The organism is Parageobacillus sp. NEAU-HV-2 (assembly GCF_059115485.1).
Window position 1 is genome coordinate 59,638 of the sequence record NZ_JBXUJJ010000008.1, and the last position, 17,991, is coordinate 77,628.

Genomic DNA, 17,991 nt, shown 5'->3' on the forward strand with positions numbered 1-17,991 from the left:
AACTTGTACATTTTCTAATCATATCCGTCCATTTTGCGCATACACTTGTACAAAACAGCAAAAGGATGGGGATTACATGAAGATACGGAAACAAATTGTACTGTTCATCGCAGCGATGACGATGCTTTTTTCATGTATTCCGGATCAAGCAAAGGCAATGGGCGAAGAAAAGGGAATGGGCGGAATAAGTGCACAAAGCGCGATTTTAATGGAACAGCATTCAGGGCGCATATTATTTGAAAAAGATGCACATACAAAGCGGCGCATTGCCAGCATTACAAAAATTATGACCGCGATTTTGGCAATCGAATCAGGCAAAATGGATGACACGGTAACGGTGAGCGAGCGTGCTGTACATACAGAAGGGTCATCGATTTATTTAAAAGAAGGGGAAAAAATAAAGCTTCGCGATCTTGTCTATGGGACGATGCTGCGTTCGGGAAATGACGCGGCGGTGGCGATTGCCGAACATGTCGGCGGCAGCTTAGAAGGCTTTGTTTTTTTAATGAACCAAAAAGCAGCAGAAATCGGCATGCGCAATACCCATTTTGCCAATCCGCACGGATTGGATGATTCGGAAAATCATTATTCCACTGCCTATGACATGGCGCTTCTTATGCAATATGCGATGAAAAATAAGGAGTTTCGCAAGATTTCTAGAACAAAAGTATACCGGGCTCCTGCTGCTCCCGGAGAAGATTGGGATCGGGTATGGCGGAATAAAAATAAGCTGCTTACTAAATTGTATGAGTATTGTACGGGAGGAAAAACCGGCTATACCAAACGGGCAAAGCGAACGCTTGTGACTACCGCTTCTAAAGGCGGAATGGATTTAATTGCGGTAACATTGGACGCGCCGGATGATTGGAACGATCACATCGCTATGTATGAATATGGGTTTGATCATTATAAAATGGCCAAAGTCGATCGGGAACGAATAGTGAAAAAGATTCGTGATTCCTTTTATCGAAAAAATATACAAGCAAGCCGTGACCTGCGATATCCTGTGACGGAAGAAGAAATCAAAGAACTGCGTGTAAAAATTTATCTTCTGCGTCCAAAAAAAGAATGGCAGAAAGACGAAAGCAGCATCCCAATCATTGTTGGGAAAGCAGTACTTTACTTAGGAGATAAAGCAGTCGATGAAGTTCCGCTTTTGTATAAAAAGAGTATGAGCAAGGAAACGGACCATTCCGTTTGGAATGTATTTCATTTTTTAGGTGTGGGAAACGATGGTTAATCTAATTTGGGTGTTGATGGCGCTCGTCGGAATTGTGTTTGCAATGTTTCATGGTACGATGAATAAAGTGAATGAAGCAATTTTTAAAAGCGCGAAGGAAGCCGTTACGATCAGCATCGGCATGATCAGCATCCTGGTGTTTTGGCTTGGCCTGATGAAAATCGCAGAAGAAGCAGGGCTGCTAGAAAGGCTGGCGCGTTTTTGCAAGCCACTCGTCCGCCGTCTTTTTCCGGAAGTGCCGCCCAACCATCCCGCGCTCGGCTATATCGTTTCCAATATGATTGCCAATATGTTTGGCCTCGGCAACGCCGCCACCCCAATGGGAATTAAGGCGATGGAAGAGTTAAAAAAGCTCAACGGCCATAAAGATGTAGCAAGCCGTTCGATGGTGACGTTTTTAGCCATTAATACTTCAAGTATCACCTTAATTCCAGCGACAGTCATTTCGATCCGCATGACATACGGCTCGGCATCGCCGGGAGAAATTATCGGTACGACGCTTGTCGCTTCGACGATTTCAACCGTCGGGGCTGTGCTGATTGATCGTTATTATTACTGGAAACGCACGCGGAAGGGCGGGAAGCGGTAATGGCGTTTATTCAAATTATTTCTACTTGGCTTATTCCGGTAACGATCGCGTTTATCCTTTTATATGGAACGATAAAAAAAGTGCCGACTTATGAAGCGTTTGTCGAAGGCGGAAAAGAAGGGATACAGATTGCGTTTTCACTTATTCCGTATTTAGTCGGCATGCTTGTATCGATTGCCATTTTCCGCGCGTCCGGCGCGCTTGATTATATGATGAACGGGATTAAGCCGCTTGCCGATGCGATCGGCCTTCCGGCTGAAGTGGTGCCGTTGGCGATGATTCGCACCATTTCCGGCACCGCCGCGCTTGGAATGACAACCGATTTAATTGCTACCTATGGCCCGGATTCGTTTATCGGACGATTGGCTTCTACGATCCAAGGAAGTACGGAAACAACGCTGTATGTGCTAACAGTGTATTTCGGAGCCGTTGGGATTAAAAAGATGGGAGACGCATTAAAAGTAGGGATTTTAGCAGATATCCTCAGTTTTATCGTTTCCTTTTTTATTGTTTTGCTTGTCTTTGGCAAATAGGCCGCCTTTAGGAGGCGGCTTTTTCGTTTTGTTTGTCAGCATAGATTTTGCATTTGTCGAAAAAAAGCGAGTATGATAAAAATAATGAGAGGGCGCGCTTGTATCTTTTTGCCGGAAAGAGTAAGATGATGAAAGAGGTGAAACGAGAATGGAACGCTTGCAAAAAGTGATTGCCCGTGCAGGAATCGCGTCAAGGCGGAAGGCGGAACAACTCATCTTGCAAGGGAAAGTGAAAGTAAACGGAAAAGTCGTTACCGAACTTGGCGTGAAAGTAGGCCCGCAAGATAAAGTCGAAGTAGACGGAATACCGGTGGAACGGGAGGAGCCGGTATATTATCTTCTTTATAAACCGCGCGGAGTGATTTCGAGCGTGAAAGACGACAAAGGCCGCAAAGTGGTGACCGATTTTTTCAAAGACCTTGATAAACGCATTTATCCGATTGGCCGTCTCGATTACGATACGTCCGGAATTCTTCTGCTTACCAACGACGGAGATTTTGCCAATTTATTAATGCACCCGCGCTATGAAATCGAAAAAGTGTATATTGCGAAAGTAAAAGGCATTCCGACGCGGGAGCAATTAAAACAGCTTGAAAAAGGGATTATGTTGGAAGATGGCATGACGGCGCCGGCAAAAGTAAAAATGCTTTCTATCAATAAACAAAAGCAGACAGCGATTGTTGAAATCCGTATTCATGAAGGGCGCAACCGTCAAGTGCGCCGCATGTTTGAAGCGATCGGCTGCAATGTGATGAAATTGAAGCGGGAACGTTACGCGTTTTTGGATTTAAAAGGGCTCAATCCCGGGGATTACCGCGAACTGACGCCGCATGAAGTAAAACAGCTGCGCGCGCTCGCGCTATCAGGCGGCAGCAAGTAAAGCGGCTGCGTTGTCACATAACGTTCATATAATGCAGGTTGGGATGATGAAAAACGTTGCTATAATGGAAAATGAGATATTACGATTTCGAGGGGTTTGAAAGATGAAAAAACAACAGCGGCTTATTATGCGAACGGTTATTTTATTACTGTTATTGGCGGCGGTAGGATACACGATTTATTCCAACTTTTTTACAGAAAAAGAAAGGGTAAAAGTTGGTTCGGTAGCGCCGGATTTTGTTTTGACAGATTTACAAGGGAAAGAACACCGTCTTTCTGATTATCGCGGCAAAGGCATATTTTTAAACTTCTGGGGAACGTGGTGCAAGCCGTGCGAGAAAGAAATGCCGTACATCAACCGACAATATGATGTTTACAAAAAGCAAGGCGTTGAGGTGCTAGCGGTCAACGTCGGCGAAACGAAACTGAGCGTGCAAAAATTTGCCGATCGTTTTGGCCTGACGTTTCCGATTATGATTGACCGTGAGGATCAAGTGATGAACGCTTATGATGTCGGCCAGCTGCCGGCCACGTTTTTGATCGATAAAAACGGCAAAGTGAAAAAAATCATTACTGGAACGATGACAGAAGAGATGGTAAAGCAGTATATGGAAAGCATCAAACCGTAAGGAGTTTTGCCAAATGGAACATGTAAAATGCGAGTGCGGCCATGTCAATCCACATGGCACCGCCTTTTGCGAATCATGCGGAAAACCGCTTGAAGAACATATGGAAAAACAGCTTTTAGATATGCGCTATGAAGGAAGCGCGCGCCGTTCCCAAACGTACAATAAGACGATTATTGATAAAATTTGGGCGTTTTTCTCTTCGGTAAAAGTCGGAGTGGCACTTATTGTTATTACGCTCATCGCTTCGGCAATCGGAACGATTTTTCCGCAGGAAATGTATCTGCCGCCAAATGTTAGTCCTGCTGAATATTACAAGGATCAGTACGGCTGGCTAGGAAAGTTATATTATCAGCTTGGATTTAATGATTTGTATGGTTCATGGTGGTATATGCTTTTAATCGCGTCGATCGGCGTATCGCTCGTCATTTGCAGTTTAGACCGCGTTATTCCGCTTTACCGCGCTTTAAAACAGCAAGGGGTTACTCGGCATCCGAACTTTTTGCGGCGGCAGCGGTTGTTTAGCGTTTCGCAAGTTGCCGATATGGACGGTGTGCTGAAGCAAGTAAAAGAGAAATTGGCGGAGCGCCGTTATCATATCCGTGAAGAAAACGGCAATATTTTAGCGGAAAAAGGCCGTTTTTCCCGTTGGGGTCCATATGTCAACCATATCGGCTTAATTATTTTTTTAATCGGCGCGATGCTTCGCTTTGTTCCTGGAATGTATGTCGATGAAGTGATGTGGGTCCGCGAGGGGGAAACGAAAGAAATCCCGGGAACCCATGGGAAATATTTTTTAAAGAGCGAAAAATTTATTTTTGAAACATATCAAAAAGGAAAAGATAATGAAGCGTTCAACGAGGCCATCGACCGGGTTGGCAACGGCATGGTGGCGAAAAACTACCAAACGAACGTCGTGCTCTACAAACGTGTCGGTCCGGCAATTGCCGGCGAAGAGCCGAAGCTGCAAAAAATCAAAGAGTATAAGATTCGTGTCAATGAGCCGTTAAAATATGACCATTACGCGTTATATCAAGTCGATTTTAAACAAAACGAGCCTTATAAAATGGCGTTTCAATTAACGGATAAAACGTCGGGGAAAACGTTTGGCACCGTCGTTATTGATTTGCACAATCCGGAAGCTTCCTATAACCTTGGGCACGGTTATCGCGTCGAACTATTAAGCTATTTTCCAGATTTTTATTTCGATGAAGACGGAAATCCGGCGACAAAATCAAAAATCCCGAACAACCCGGCGTTTGTGTTTAAAATGTTTACGCCGGACAAACCAAAAGGGGAAGTCAGTTTTGTAGCGATTCAGCAAACAATTGAACCGTTTGGCAATAATAAATACAAAATGGCATTTTCTGGATTGGAAACGCGGAACGTATCCGGTCTTACAGTGCGCCGTGATTTTACGCTTTGGATTTTAGGATTGGGCGGCATGGTTTTCATGATTGGCCTCATCCAAGGCATGTACTGGAACCACCGCCGTATATGGGTGCAGCGCGTCAATGACGAAGTATGGCTCGCCGCGCATACGAATAAAAACTGGTTTGGTTTAAAAAATGAAATTCGCCGCATCCTTGACGGAACTGGATTAGCGATGCCGGCCGACCAAGCGGACGAGGAGAGAAAAGCGGGACAAGGAGGGCAAATGCATGGCGCAGCTCAGTAGCACGCTACTATATATTGCTTTTATTCTTTACTTAATCGGAACGTTTTTTTTCGGCGGCGCGATTCGCGATAAAAGAAAAGAACGAACGGGAGAAAATCGCTGGTCACAACTTGGAATTATCACGACGATTATCGGTTTTCTTTCTCAATTAGGCTACTTTATTACACGGTGGATTGTGGCGGGACATGCCCCGGTCAGCAATTTGTTTGAGTTTACCACCTTTTTCGGAATGATGCTTGTCGCTGCTTTTATCATTATTTATTTTATTTATAAAATAAGTATTCTCGGCTTATTCGCACTGCCAGTCGCCTTATTGGTGATCGCTTACGCCAGCATGTTCCCACGCGAGATTACACCGCTGATTCCTGCATTGCAAAGCGACTGGCTGCATATCCATGTCACGACGGCGGCGGCGGGAGAAGCAATTTTGGCCGTTAGCTTTGTTGCCGGCCTCATTTATTTAATCCGTGTCGTTGACCAGTCAAAGCCAAGCAAGCGTACGTTCTGGCTCGAAGTGGTGATGTTCTGTTTAATCACGACGCTTGGCTTTGTGCTTGTATCCACGTCATTTAGTCTAGCGGATTATGAAGCAAAATTTACGTGGGTTGATAAAAATAAGCAACAGGCGGAAGTCGTTTACAATATGCCCGCATTAGTCGGCCCGCACGAAGGAAAATTGACAAAAGAAAGTGCCGACCGTTTCGAGCCGCTTGTTTACATGCCGGCCATTATCAATGCGAAAAAATTAAATACGGTCATTTGGTCGTTAATTGGGGGAACCGTGTTATACGCACTCTTCCGTCTTGTGTTGCGGAAGCGCATTGCCGCGGCACTGCAGCCGCTCGTGAAAAACGTCAATTTAGATTTAGCGGATGAAATCAGTTATCGCTCGGTGGCGATTGGCTTTCCAGTGTTCACACTCGGAGCGCTTATTTTCGCGATGATTTGGGCGCAAATCGCGTGGACGCGCTTTTGGGGCTGGGACCCGAAAGAAGTATGGGCGCTTATTACATGGCTGTTTTATGCCGCGTTTTTGCATCTTCGTTTATCAAAAGGGTGGCACGGCGAAAAATCGGCATGGCTCGCCGTGATCGGTTTTGCGATCATTATGTTTAATCTCGTAGCGGTAAATTTGGTGATCGCGGGGCTGCATTCTTATGCTGGATCATAATGGGAAAGGCGCTTTGCTTCATGAAAGGATGCCCCAATATTGGCATGGGCATCCTTTTTTACAGTAAAATAATATATGGGGGATTTTTTGTACAATAGTGAACTAGGGAGGATGTTCTATGGATAAACAAGTAAAGATTTTGGTGGTAGACGATGAAGAACGAATTCGCCGCTTGTTGAAAATGTATTTAGAACGGGAAAATTATGTCATCGATGAGGCGGAGAACGGGGACGATGCGCTAATGAAAGCGCTTGAAAATGACTACGACGTCATTTTGCTTGACTTGATGCTGCCGGGGAGGGACGGCATCGAGGTTTGCAAAGAAATCCGCGAAAAGAAAGCAACCCCAATTATTATGCTAACGGCAAAAGGGGAAGAATCGAATCGCGTTCAAGGATTCGAAGCGGGAACGGACGATTACATTGTAAAGCCGTTTAGTCCGCGCGAGGTCGTATTGCGCGTGAAGGCGCTGCTGCGGCGTGCGGCTAATACCGCGTATGTTCTCACAGATACGACGGCAAAAGATGTGCTTGTGTTCCCGCATTTAATGATCGATAATGACGCCCACCGCGTCACCGCCGATGGCAAAGAAGTGAACTTAACACCGAAAGAATATGAGCTGCTTTTGTTTTTAGCAAAATCGCCGGATAAAGTATTTGACCGCGAGCAGCTGTTAAAAGAAGTATGGCATTATGAATTTTTCGGGGATTTGCGTACCGTTGATACCCATATTAAACGATTGCGGGAAAAGTTAAATAAAGTGTCCCCGACCGCGGCGAAGATGATTGTCACCGTATGGGGAGTCGGTTATAAATTTGAGGTAGTGAACGACTGATGTGGCTGTTTCGCAGCGTTGTTGGAAAGCTTTGGTTTACCATCCTACTGCTCGTTTCCTGTGTGTTACTTATCCTGACGATTCTCCTTTTAAAATTTTTCGAAGACTACTATGTACAAGAAGCGGAAAAAGAGCTGACACAGCTGGCGACGAAAGTATCGGAAATCATGCATGATTATAAGAACGAAAAGCTGGCGCGCTCCATCGCCTGGACGCTTGTCGGCAATATGTCGAAAGCCGTGATTATCGTCGATTCGTCCCACTATTGGTATTCGCCAGCAAACGAAGGGTTGCGCGATTTACCGTTATCGTTAATTGAGCAGGATCGAGATTTGCACAAAGTATTGGCGGAAGGAAAAACCGTCAAGAAAAAGACTTATTTACCAAATATGCGAACAGGTAAGAACCAGTATAGTGATGTCATTATTGTCGGCGTGCCGCTTGAGATGGCCGATGGAAAACGGGGCGCGGTATTTATTTATCAATCATTGCGGGCAATTGAAGATACAACAAGGCAAACGAAAAAGTTGATTGTTCTTGCGGCATTTATCGCGATTGTATTAACAACCTTTTTTGCCTTTTTCTTATCAACCCGTGTTACCGCCCCGCTGCGAAAAATGCGGGAGGCGGCGTTTGAAGTGGCGCGCGGCAAGTTTGATACAAAAGTGCCGATTTTGACGAATGATGAAATCGGCGGACTGGCGATGGCGTTTAATCAGATGGGAAGACGCCTGCAGTTTAATATCAACGCCTTAAACCAGGAAAAAGAGCAGCTGGCAAGCATTTTAAGCAGCATGGCTGACGGGGTCATCACCTTTAACCGCGACGGCGAAATATTAATTACGAACCCGCCGGCAGAACGGTTTTTGCAAGCTTGGTATTTCGAGCAAGGAAACGACTCCGAAACAATCGCGCCGCTGCCGCCGCAAGTAAAAGAACTGTTTGTCCGCGTCGTCCGCGAGGAAAAAGAGCAGTCGATCGAATTGACGCTCCAAGGGCGGACGTGGGTCATTTTAATGACCCCGCTTTACAGCAAAACGACCGTGCGCGGCGCGGTAGCGGTGCTGCGCGATATGACGGAAGAGCGCCGTTTAGACAAGCTGCGCAAAGATTTTATCGCCAACGTTTCCCATGAGCTGCGCACGCCGATTGCCATGCTTCAAGGCTACAGCGAAGCGATTATCGACGATATTGCCGCCACTGACGAAGAAAAGAAAGAAATGGCGAAAGTGATTTACGACGAGTCGCTGCGCATGGGCCGGCTTGTCAATGACTTATTGGATTTGGCGCGCATGGAAGCGGGCCATATTACACTAAACTACGAAACTGTTCAGCTCGCGCCGTATATCGGGCGGATTATCCGCAAATTTCAAGGTTTGGCGAAAGAAAAGCAAATTGATTTGTCGGCAGAGTTTAAAAATGAAGATATCAAAATTACGATTGACCCAGACCGGATCGAGCAGGTGCTGACAAATTTAATTGATAACGCCATTCGTCATACTAATCAAAATGGAATGGTTAAAATCATCGTCGAACGAAGCGGTGACGGCGTCATGATTCATGTGCAAGATTCGGGCTCCGGCATTCCGGAAGAGGATTTGCCGTTTGTGTTTGAACGCTTTTACAAAGCGGATAAGGCGCGTACCCGCGGCCGTTCGGGAACGGGGTTAGGCTTGGCGATTGCGAAAAACATCGTCGAGGCGCATAAAGGAATGATTACCGTACACAGCAAACTGCATGAAGGCACGACGTTTACGTTTTATTTACCTAATGCCATGCGCGAATCATAAATGCCCTAGCTTTTCCCAAGCTGGGGCGCTTTTTTATACGATGAAAGGAGAGAAAAAAATATAGTGGTATAGACAACTAGATAATATAATGTTAAGATAAAAGTGGAAAGAAGGTGTAATCATCATGAAACGATGGTTGCTGAAAAACGCGGTTATATACGAGGAAAACGGCAAAATCGAGCAAGGGTATGTGCTGACAGAAGGGGACAAAATTTTGGAAGCAGGTCCGATGTCATCATGCCCGGCTTCTAGTGAAGCGGAGGTGGTAGAGCTTAGTCCGAGTTTTTCCGTCATACCAGGCTTTATTGACGTCCATATTCATGGCGCGGCGGGAGCTGATGTAATGGATGCGACAAGCGATGCGCTACGTACGATGGCCAAGGTGCTGCCAAAGGAAGGGACGACGAGTTTTCTGGCGACGACGATGACCGCGCCAAGCGAACAGATTGAGCAGGCGCTTCGCAGCGTGGCGCAATACATGCAAAGCGCCAACCAGCCCGGAAAGGCGGAAATACTGGGCATTCATTTGGAAGGTCCGTTTATTTCACCGAAACGTGCCGGCGCGCAACATCCAAAAAATATCATCGAACCGAATATCGAATTGTTCCAAAAGTGGCAGAACATTGCGAATGGACATATTCGTCTTGTCACGCTGGCGCCGGAAGAAAAGAATGGATTAGCGCTTACGGCGCATTTAAAAGAAACTGGAGTTGTGGCCTCGATCGGCCATTCCGATGCGGTATACAAACAAGTAAAAGCGGCGATAGACGCAGGTGTGACGCATGCAACCCACCTATTTAACGGCATGCGCGGCATCCACCACCGCGAGCCGGGAGTCGCCGGTGCAGTGCTGATGCACGAGGAAGTAATATGTGAACTGATCGCCGATGGCATTCATGTGGCGCCGGAAATGGTTCGCTTTGCTTACCGGAATAAAGGAAGCGCGGGGCTCATATTAATTACAGACGCGATGCGCGCCAAATGTCTCGGAGCGGGAATATATGAGCTCGGCGGCCAGGAAGTGACGGTGCAAGGGGAAAAAGCAACGTTGCGTGATGGCACGTTGGCGGGAAGCATTTTAAAATTAGGCGATGCGGTGAAAAATGCGATGGCGTATACCGGCTGCACGTTGGAAGATATCATCCGCATGGCGAGCTGGAATCCGGCAAAGCAACTCGGCGTCTTAGACAGAAAAGGAAGCATCCGCGCCGGCAAAGATGCAGATATTGTCGTATTAAATGAGCAGCATGATGTCGTGATGACGATATGCCGCGGAGAAATGGCCTATTCGAAATGGGAGGGATTCGACGATGAAACTGATCGAAGCCAAAAATTATGAAGAGATGAGCCAAAAAGCGGCCGACATCATCATTGATCTAGTCAAGAAAAAGCCGGATGCGGTGTTAGGGCTAGCGACAGGGGCGACCGTGCTTGGCACGTATCAGCAGCTAGTGAAAGACCATAACCAAAACGGAACGTCTTATCGCCATGTACGTACAGTGAACTTAGATGAATATCTTGGTTTAGCGCCTGATCATCCTAACAGCTATCACTATTACATGAATAAGCACTTATTTTCTCATCTCGATATTCCTTCTACACAAACGTATATTCCAAACGGTCTCGCTGATGACGCCGAAGCGGAATGCCGGCGTTATGAACAAGTCATTGAGCGTTTGGGCGGAATTGACTTGCAGGTATTAGGAATCGGGCGCAATGGGCACATCGGTTTTAATGAACCAGGTACCTCGTTTTCGGCACCGACGCATGTCGTCGTGCTGGCACCGTCAACAAGGCAAGCGAACGCCCGTTTTTTCCCATCTTTAGAAGATGTACCGCACCAGGCAATTACGATGGGGATCGCGACGATTTTACAAAGCCGGCATATATTGCTATTAGCGTCGGGAGCGGCGAAGGCACCAATTATGGCAAAGTTGTTTGAAGGAATTGTGACTGCAGATGTACCGGCATCGGTGCTTCATACCCATCCGAACGTCACGGTGATTGCCGATCAAGAAGCATTGTCGCTTGTGCCAGATGAAAAACGAAAGGTGTATGCGCGATGATTAACAAAAACTCGCCGCTTCCGATCTATTACCAGCTGGAGCAAGGAATTAAAGAAATGATCGAAAAAGGACAGCTCAAGCCGGGAGAAATGATTCCGTCCGAGCGCGAGCTGGCGGAAACGCATCACATCAGCCGCATGACCGTCCGCCAGGCGATCAATAATTTAGTCAATGACGGATACTTGGTCAGAAAGCGGGGCAAAGGCACATTTGTCGCCGCGACAAAAATCGAACAACCGCTGAAAGGGTTGACGAGCTTTTCCGAAGATATGCGCGCGCGCGGCATGAAACCGGGAACAATGGTGTTGGCTTTCAACATTGTTCCTGCCAGCACGTCGTTGGCTCAGCTATTGGATGTTCGCGAAGGAGCGGATCTTTATGAAATTCGCCGCGTCCGCCTTGCCGATGGGCTGCCGATGGCGCTAGAAACATTATATATTCCATGTGCGCTCGTTCCTCATTTAACCTACGAAATTGTAAGCGGTTCCGTTTATGATTTTATTGAAAAAGAATTAGGGTTAACCATTCAATCGGGCGTGCAAGTCATTGAAGCTTCCGTCGCCCGCAAGATGGAGGCGGAGCTGCTGCAAGTGAAAGAAGGCGCACCGGTGCTTCTGATGCAGCGCAGAAGCTATTTAAATAACGGCAGGCCGTTAGAAGTCGTCAAATCGGTTTATCGTGGTGACCGTTACAAATTTACGATTGAGATGGAACGTTCAAAATAAAAAAGAGGGGGAACTTCTTTCTATGTTAGGATTTTTACAAAGGCTTGGAAAAGCGTTTATGCTGCCGGTTGCCGTCCTGCCGGCAGCGGGGTTATTGCTCCGTTTAGGACAGCCGGATTTATTGGATATTCCGTTTATCGCCGCGACAGGAGATGCTGTTTTTGCGAACCTGCCTCTCATTTTTGCGATCGGGGTTGCCGTTGGCTTTGCCAAAGACGGAAACGGCGCAGCGGCGTTGGCCGGGGCGATCGGCTACTTTGTGTTAACAAAAGGGGCTGCTGCCATTGACAAAGATATCAATATGTCCGTGTTAGGCGGAATCATTTCCGGTGTGATTGCCGGATTGCTGTATAACCGCTACCATAATATTAAATTACCGGATTGGCTTGGATTTTTTGGGGGCAAGCGGTTTGTTCCAATTGTGACCTCGTTTGTCATGCTTATATTGGCACTTGTCTTCGGATATGTTTGGCCGCCGATTCAAGACGGCATTAACGCCATCGGCAAATGGATCGTCGGCGCTGGCGCGCTTGGGGTGGGCGTTTTCGGCTTCCTAAACCGATTGCTCATACCGGTTGGCTTGCATCACGTCTTAAATAGTTTCGTATGGTTTGTGTTTGGCGAGTATAACGGAAAAACAGGGGATTTATGGCGATTCTTCGCGAAGGATCCAGATGCCGGCATTTTCATGGCAGGATTTTTCCCAATTATGATGTTTGGTCTTCCAGCCGCAGCGCTCGCCATGATTGCCGCAGCGAAAAAAGAGCGGCGCAAAGCCGTATCCGGTGCGCTCATCAGCGTGGCGTTCACTGCCTTTTTAACGGGAATTACCGAACCGATTGAGTTTTTGTTTATGTTTTTATCGCCGTTGCTTTATGTCGTGCACGCCGTATTAACGGGGCTTTCGCTGGCGATTGCGACGATGCTCGATATTCATCACGGGTTTACTTTCTCGGCCGGTGCGATTGACTTTTTCTTAAACTATGGAATTGCGCGAAAACCGTATCTATTAATCGTGCAAGGAATTATCTATGCCGTCGTTTATTTCGTTGTGTTCTATTTCTTGATTGTCAAATTGGACTTAAAAACGCCTGGCCGTGAAGAAGAAATCGAAGGCGAATTTACGGAAAGCGGCGCAGCGCCATCGGGCGGCGGCTATAAAGATGTCGCGGTGAAGTATATGGAAGCGCTGGGCGGTAAAGATAACCTCATCCAGATCGACAACTGTGTGACCCGCTTGCGCTTAAAAGTAAAAGACATGTCGAAAGTCAATGAGACTGAACTGAAACGTTTAGGAGCAAAAGGTGTCATCCGCCTCAATCAAACGGATGTGCAAGTCGTTGTCGGCACGGATGTCGAGTTTGTCGCCAACGAGCTGAAAAAGCTATAATGCAAGCGGAAGCATTCCAGCTCTCTCCACTATGAGAAGAGCTGGAATGTCTATTTTTCTATAAGAGAGCAAGAAAGGGAAGTGGTTTTGATGAAGCGGTTGCTAGACTGCAGTGCCTCGGATTTCCAGCGTATGAACGGAAAAGAGTTGAAACGATCGATTCAGGCAGCGGAAGGAAGAACGATCGTCGCGGAAGTGATCGGCTCCGTTGCCCCGCTTTATCCGGCGGTGACGAATGCGGAATTGGCCGCGGCGTTTGGCGCGGATTTGTTATTGTTGAATATGTTCGATGTATTCTACCCGCTTGTGAACGGATTAGATGTGCATGAACCGGATCAAGCCGTAAAACGTCTAAAACAATTAACGGGGCGCCCGATAGGGGTTAATTTAGAGCCCGTTGACCCTAACGCAAAGCAGCTAGAAAGCCTTGCTTCTCTTCCAAAAGGAAGGATGGCGACGGAGGAATCACTGCTAGAAGCAAAACGTCTGGGGGTTGATTTTGTCTGCCTAACCGGAAATCCGAAAACAGGCGTAACCAATGAGAAAATTATCCGCGCGATCGAAACAGCCCGTGCCGTTTTTGGCGAAGAGGGACTCATTATCGCCGGGAAAATGCACGCAGCTGGCGTGGCTGGGGAAACGGGAAGCGGCATTATATCGGAAGACGTGGTGCTGCGCTTCGTTCAAGCGGGGGCCGATATCGTCCTCATGCCGGCGCCAGGCACTGTGCCTGGTGTAACGCTCGAAAAAACAGCACAGCTCGTCCGCGCTGCCCATGAACATGGGGCGCTGGCGATGCTGACGATCGGCACGAGCCAGGAAGGGGCCGACGAGGATACGATCCGCCAAATCGCGCTCGCAAGCAAAATGGCCGGCGCCGATCTGTACCATATCGGCGATGCGGGCTACCACGGCATTGCGATTCCGGAAAACATCATGACGTATTCGATTGCCATCCGTGGCAAGCGCCATACATATATTCGCATGGCGAGGTCGCCGTTGCGGTAAAAAGATAAGCGCCCTCACTGTGTAAACGAAGAAGGAGCGTCATTCCTTCTTCGTTTTGTCTAAATAGATGTTCCTTCTTGCTGGAAAAACGCTTTAACATTTTTTCTGAGAAGTCTCCCTCCCCTACACGAGGGAAGGAGGAAGATGAGACGGGAGATTTTTGATTCCTAAAAGCGAACATCGTAAGCGGGAAGTAGTTAGAAGGGTTGGAACAGGACCGATATTGCTTACGGAATCCCACGGGAAGACTTCCGATAAAGCCATCGAACGGAAGGAGGCCCCCTTCTTCGATGCAGAAGCTTCTTCGAGGGAGATGGCAAGAAACTCCCGCCTCTAAATGAAATGAAGGTGGTGGGAGAGATTCATTTTCTGCCATCCTCTCTACTCAGGATAACCCATATAGACATAAATCGGTTCATTATTTTGCAATCGCTTAGCCACAAACGGAACAAGTTGGAGTAGCGGCAAACAACATTCTTGTTAATATTTTCAAAATAGTCATAAATTACTTTTTTATTGAATATATCAAACTATTTGATATTGTATATAAAATGGTGTACGTTGTTATCAAACCATTGTGCAGCGAAAAGGGAGGAAAGGAGGAAGGGGATGATTACCGAAGAATGGTTTCGTATTTTAATTTTTGTTAGTGTACTATTGCCACTTACCTCACTTATCGTGCTCTTATTGTTGAGTGTGGGAGAAAAAGAAATCGACTATTTGCAGTTGGAAAATGCGCGTGTACGCCTTGAGAAAGAGCTGCAGCAAAGTAAGTACATGCAACTGCATCAGCAAATTCAGCCGCATTTTTTATTTAACACGCTAAATGCGTTTATTTCATTGGCTAGATTGGGAAAAAATGAAGAAATGATCAAAGGGATGGAACATTTGTCACTCTTTTTGCGATATAGCTATCAATCGAAAGAAGCGCTTATCCCCATAAAAGAAGAATTAGCCCATACGAAAAACTATTTAGCCATACAGAAACTACGGTTTGGCCGGAAATTAACAGCATTGGTGCGTGTCGATAAAGAGGCGGAAAGAGCACTAATTCCTCCATACACATTGCAAACGTTGGTAGAAAATGCGTTTAAACATGGACTAGAGAAGAAAATAGGAGAAAAATATATAGAAATTACATTATCACGCGAGGGAAATTGGCTCTATTTGCGGGTTTGCGACAATGGAAACGAGGGACAAGCTGTATCTGTAGAGAAAGGTGGGATAGGGTTGGACAATCTAAGGAAACGGTTTAATCTTCTATTTGATATGCCAACAAGAATATCATTGCAAAAAAATACGCGCGGTTTGACAGAGGCGCTTATCGTTTGGCCTTACGTGCCAGGTGAAGAAAAATGAAAGTGCTGGTCGTGGATGATGAATATTTGGAGTTGGAACAGTTAACGTATTTGGTGAAACGGAAGTATCCATATTGGGAAGTGTATGCCGCTGAAGATGCAGCGCAGGCAAAAAAATTAGCCGCGGTACATCTATTTAAACTGGCATTCATTGATATTCACCTTCCAGGACAATCGGGGCTAGATTTGGTCCATACGTTAAAACAGCTCCATCCAATGATGACGTTTATTATTATTACTGCTTATCAAGATTTCGAATACGCAAAGCGGGCCATTCAGTTAGAAGTGTTGGATTATTTAGTCAAGCCGCTTATTGAGAGCGAACTAGATAGCGCCCTGCAAAAATTTATTCAAAAACACCCGGAGGCGTTAGTAAAATCTTCGATCATCCAGGAAGCGATCGAGTATATTCATGCAAATTATGGACAAAAAATTAGTTTACACGATATAGCAGAAGCAATTCATGTCAATCCGGCCTATTTAAGCAAACGGTTTACGGAAGAAACAGGAATGCATTTCAAAGACTATGTTATCCATTATCGGATTGAAAAGGCGAAAGAGCTACTTATCAAAAGGCCGGATTGGCCGGTGGCACGGATAGCGGAAGAAACCGGGTTTGCCAGCCAGCATCATTTTAGCAACTCCTTTCGAAAATACGTCGGTATGACACCAACCCAATACAAGGAGAAGTATGTATGATAGATTGGTACTCTCTTTTATTTCTCGCCTTTTGTTTATTGCTTACCGTGATCCATTATGTCGGCGAACATTTGTCTGAATCTGTTTTACATTTTCATCAAGAAAAGATAGGACTAAGCAAAGGGACGGATTTTCTGCTGATTCGTTTTGTTACAGGAGAGGTGTTGTTGTTTTCGTGTTACGCTTCTGTACAGTATGGGGCAGCTTCAGGATTTGTTATCGGAGCTGCCGGTGTTTTCTCGATCTATTGGCTGAAAAAGATAATGATGTATATTATCATCCGGAAAAATCCACGAGCGTCAATGATGCACATATTTGCCGGTCTGATGACTTCTCGTGCGTTTTCGTTTATGTATATATGGATTGTCCTTTTTTATGTGAGCCGGCTCGTACTAGCTGCGGCGCTATCTTCATTTCTCTTTAGGCATGTATTCCATCTACCTAATTACGCGTTGTTCCTTTTGCTATTATATGTTTATGTTTTCACTGTTCTTGCCGGCACACGGGGAATCCAGAAGATCGGCACCATTCAATTATATTTGATTTATATAGCCGTTTGCATCGTTCCACTGTCGTATTATTTAACGAGCGGAATTATAAAAAATTACTCTGTTCTTGCAGACAAGTTTCCTTCTTTCCTGCAGGTCCAATCAACTCAGCTGGTTTCACTGTTTTTCGCCGTACTAGAAGTGATGATGGGTCAGCTTATTGTAGATGAATATATGTGGCGCATTGGTTTAGCTATGAAAAAGGAACGGATGAATATGATCTTTCATGTAGCCGCCTTTTGTTGGATGGCAGTTCCGCTTGCGGTCACCGCGTTGTTTGTTCCTTTTGCAGTCCAGCTAGGCGGAGGAAGTAGTATAGCGGGAATGCTTCATAATCTGTTTAAAGCCCCTTCCGCTTTTTTTGTATTTTGCCTGACAGTTGCTTTTCTCGCCTCTTTCTCCTCCAGTATTGCCATATCCCTGCAGTCTCTTCTTCGGCTAATGGAGATGCAGGCTGTTTCACGGTGTAATAGGAAAGTCTTAAATCAAAGCAAATATTATATCGGTTTTTGTATCGTTATCATTGTTTTTTGGATGCATCATTGTTTTTCTATAAAGCAGATGATGCTCTTTTTTGTTATGCTTGCCTCTTCTTTTTATGGATTGCTTGCTTTGTTTTATTTACAAAGACAGGTAAGACTGGCAATGTTGATCCCAATTGTCGTTTTCTTTTTTATCAATTGGCAATGGATGATGTCGCGCGGGGAAGTGATGGTTGTTGCGGCCAACGGAATGGAATGTTTTCTCAGTCTGTTTATTTATCGCATAATTCAAAACATAAAGAAATTATAAAAACTAGCGAAGAAAATGCAAAAAGACGCGGATCAACCCCATTATAATAAAAAATACAAATTGA

General features: G+C 45.9%; 17 protein-coding genes. All 17 read left to right on the forward strand.

Annotated elements, in window-relative coordinates; translation table 11 throughout:
* Window positions 1-76: 76 nt before the first annotated feature.
* The 17 genes from AC1WMD_RS13395 (at window position 77) to AC1WMD_RS13475 (ending at window position 17,927) form a co-directional block, all read left to right on the forward strand.
* Window positions 77-1,240, forward strand: coding sequence for a D-alanyl-D-alanine carboxypeptidase family protein (locus tag AC1WMD_RS13395; protein WP_043905337.1), 1,164 nt, complete (start codon window positions 77-79; stop codon window positions 1,238-1,240).
* On the forward strand, window positions 1,233-1,829 hold the full coding sequence (locus tag AC1WMD_RS13400) for a nucleoside recognition domain-containing protein (protein ID WP_494257589.1): 597 nt from the start codon (window positions 1,233-1,235) through the stop codon (window positions 1,827-1,829). Before AC1WMD_RS13395 ends, AC1WMD_RS13400 begins: the two co-directional genes overlap by 8 nt.
* Window positions 1,829-2,362 (forward strand): spore maturation protein, encoded by a 534-nt coding sequence (locus AC1WMD_RS13405; RefSeq protein WP_043905335.1) that lies wholly within the window; start codon window positions 1,829-1,831, stop codon window positions 2,360-2,362. Before AC1WMD_RS13400 ends, AC1WMD_RS13405 begins: the two co-directional genes overlap by 1 nt.
* 148 nt (window positions 2,363-2,510) lie before the next feature.
* A complete protein-coding gene (rluB, locus tag AC1WMD_RS13410) occupies window positions 2,511-3,242 on the forward strand; it encodes a 23S rRNA pseudouridine(2605) synthase RluB (RefSeq protein WP_043905334.1) in 732 nt (243 codons plus the stop codon).
* Between the two features lie 103 nt (window positions 3,243-3,345).
* Window positions 3,346-3,870 (forward strand): thiol-disulfide oxidoreductase ResA, encoded by a 525-nt coding sequence (gene resA, locus AC1WMD_RS13415; protein WP_494257592.1) that lies wholly within the window; start codon window positions 3,346-3,348, stop codon window positions 3,868-3,870.
* 13 nt (window positions 3,871-3,883) lie between these two features.
* Window positions 3,884-5,545, forward strand: a complete 1,662-nt coding sequence (resB, locus tag AC1WMD_RS13420) for a cytochrome c biogenesis protein ResB (protein WP_494257593.1) — start codon at window positions 3,884-3,886, stop codon at window positions 5,543-5,545.
* Window positions 5,529-6,716, forward strand: coding sequence for a c-type cytochrome biogenesis protein CcsB (ccsB, locus tag AC1WMD_RS13425; protein ID WP_494257595.1), 1,188 nt, complete (start codon window positions 5,529-5,531; stop codon window positions 6,714-6,716). Before resB ends, ccsB begins: the two co-directional genes overlap by 17 nt.
* A 118-nt stretch (window positions 6,717-6,834) precedes the next feature.
* Window positions 6,835-7,551, forward strand: coding sequence for a response regulator (locus AC1WMD_RS13430; protein WP_043905330.1), 717 nt, complete (start codon window positions 6,835-6,837; stop codon window positions 7,549-7,551).
* Entirely contained in the window at window positions 7,551-9,341 is a 1,791-nt protein-coding gene (locus tag AC1WMD_RS13435; protein WP_043905329.1) for an ATP-binding protein, read from the forward strand. The genes AC1WMD_RS13430 and AC1WMD_RS13435 overlap by 1 nt, the downstream gene beginning before the upstream one ends.
* Window positions 9,342-9,465: 124 nt before the next feature.
* Window positions 9,466-10,680, forward strand: coding sequence for an N-acetylglucosamine-6-phosphate deacetylase (gene nagA, locus AC1WMD_RS13440; RefSeq protein WP_043905328.1), 1,215 nt, complete (start codon window positions 9,466-9,468; stop codon window positions 10,678-10,680).
* Window positions 10,652-11,407 carry a glucosamine-6-phosphate deaminase gene (gene nagB / locus AC1WMD_RS13445; protein ID WP_043905327.1) on the forward strand — a complete coding sequence of 252 codons (756 nt, stop codon included), beginning with the start codon at window positions 10,652-10,654 and terminating at the stop codon, window positions 11,405-11,407. The genes nagA and nagB overlap by 29 nt, the downstream gene beginning before the upstream one ends.
* A complete protein-coding gene (locus AC1WMD_RS13450) occupies window positions 11,404-12,132 on the forward strand; it encodes a GntR family transcriptional regulator (protein ID WP_043905326.1) in 729 nt (242 codons plus the stop codon). Before nagB ends, AC1WMD_RS13450 begins: the two co-directional genes overlap by 4 nt.
* 22 nt (window positions 12,133-12,154) lie before the next feature.
* Window positions 12,155-13,522 carry an N-acetylglucosamine-specific PTS transporter subunit IIBC gene (gene nagE / locus AC1WMD_RS13455; RefSeq protein WP_043905325.1) on the forward strand — a complete coding sequence of 456 codons (1,368 nt, stop codon included), beginning with the start codon at window positions 12,155-12,157 and terminating at the stop codon, window positions 13,520-13,522.
* A gap of 90 nt (window positions 13,523-13,612) precedes the next feature.
* The gene (locus AC1WMD_RS13460) at window positions 13,613-14,530 is read left to right on the forward strand and encodes a DUF7916 family protein (protein ID WP_494257597.1); all 918 of its coding nucleotides are present in this window, start codon (window positions 13,613-13,615) and stop codon (window positions 14,528-14,530) included.
* A gap of 609 nt (window positions 14,531-15,139) precedes the next feature.
* The gene (locus tag AC1WMD_RS13465) at window positions 15,140-15,889 is read left to right on the forward strand and encodes a sensor histidine kinase (RefSeq protein ID WP_043905323.1); all 750 of its coding nucleotides are present in this window, start codon (window positions 15,140-15,142) and stop codon (window positions 15,887-15,889) included.
* Complete coding sequence (locus AC1WMD_RS13470; RefSeq protein WP_494257598.1) at window positions 15,886-16,587, forward strand: response regulator transcription factor; 702 nt, start codon at window positions 15,886-15,888, stop codon at window positions 16,585-16,587. The genes AC1WMD_RS13465 and AC1WMD_RS13470 overlap by 4 nt, the downstream gene beginning before the upstream one ends.
* The gene (locus tag AC1WMD_RS13475) at window positions 16,584-17,927 is read left to right on the forward strand and encodes a hypothetical protein (protein ID WP_483644603.1); all 1,344 of its coding nucleotides are present in this window, start codon (window positions 16,584-16,586) and stop codon (window positions 17,925-17,927) included. The genes AC1WMD_RS13470 and AC1WMD_RS13475 overlap by 4 nt, the downstream gene beginning before the upstream one ends.
* Window positions 17,928-17,991: the final 64 nt, after the last annotated feature.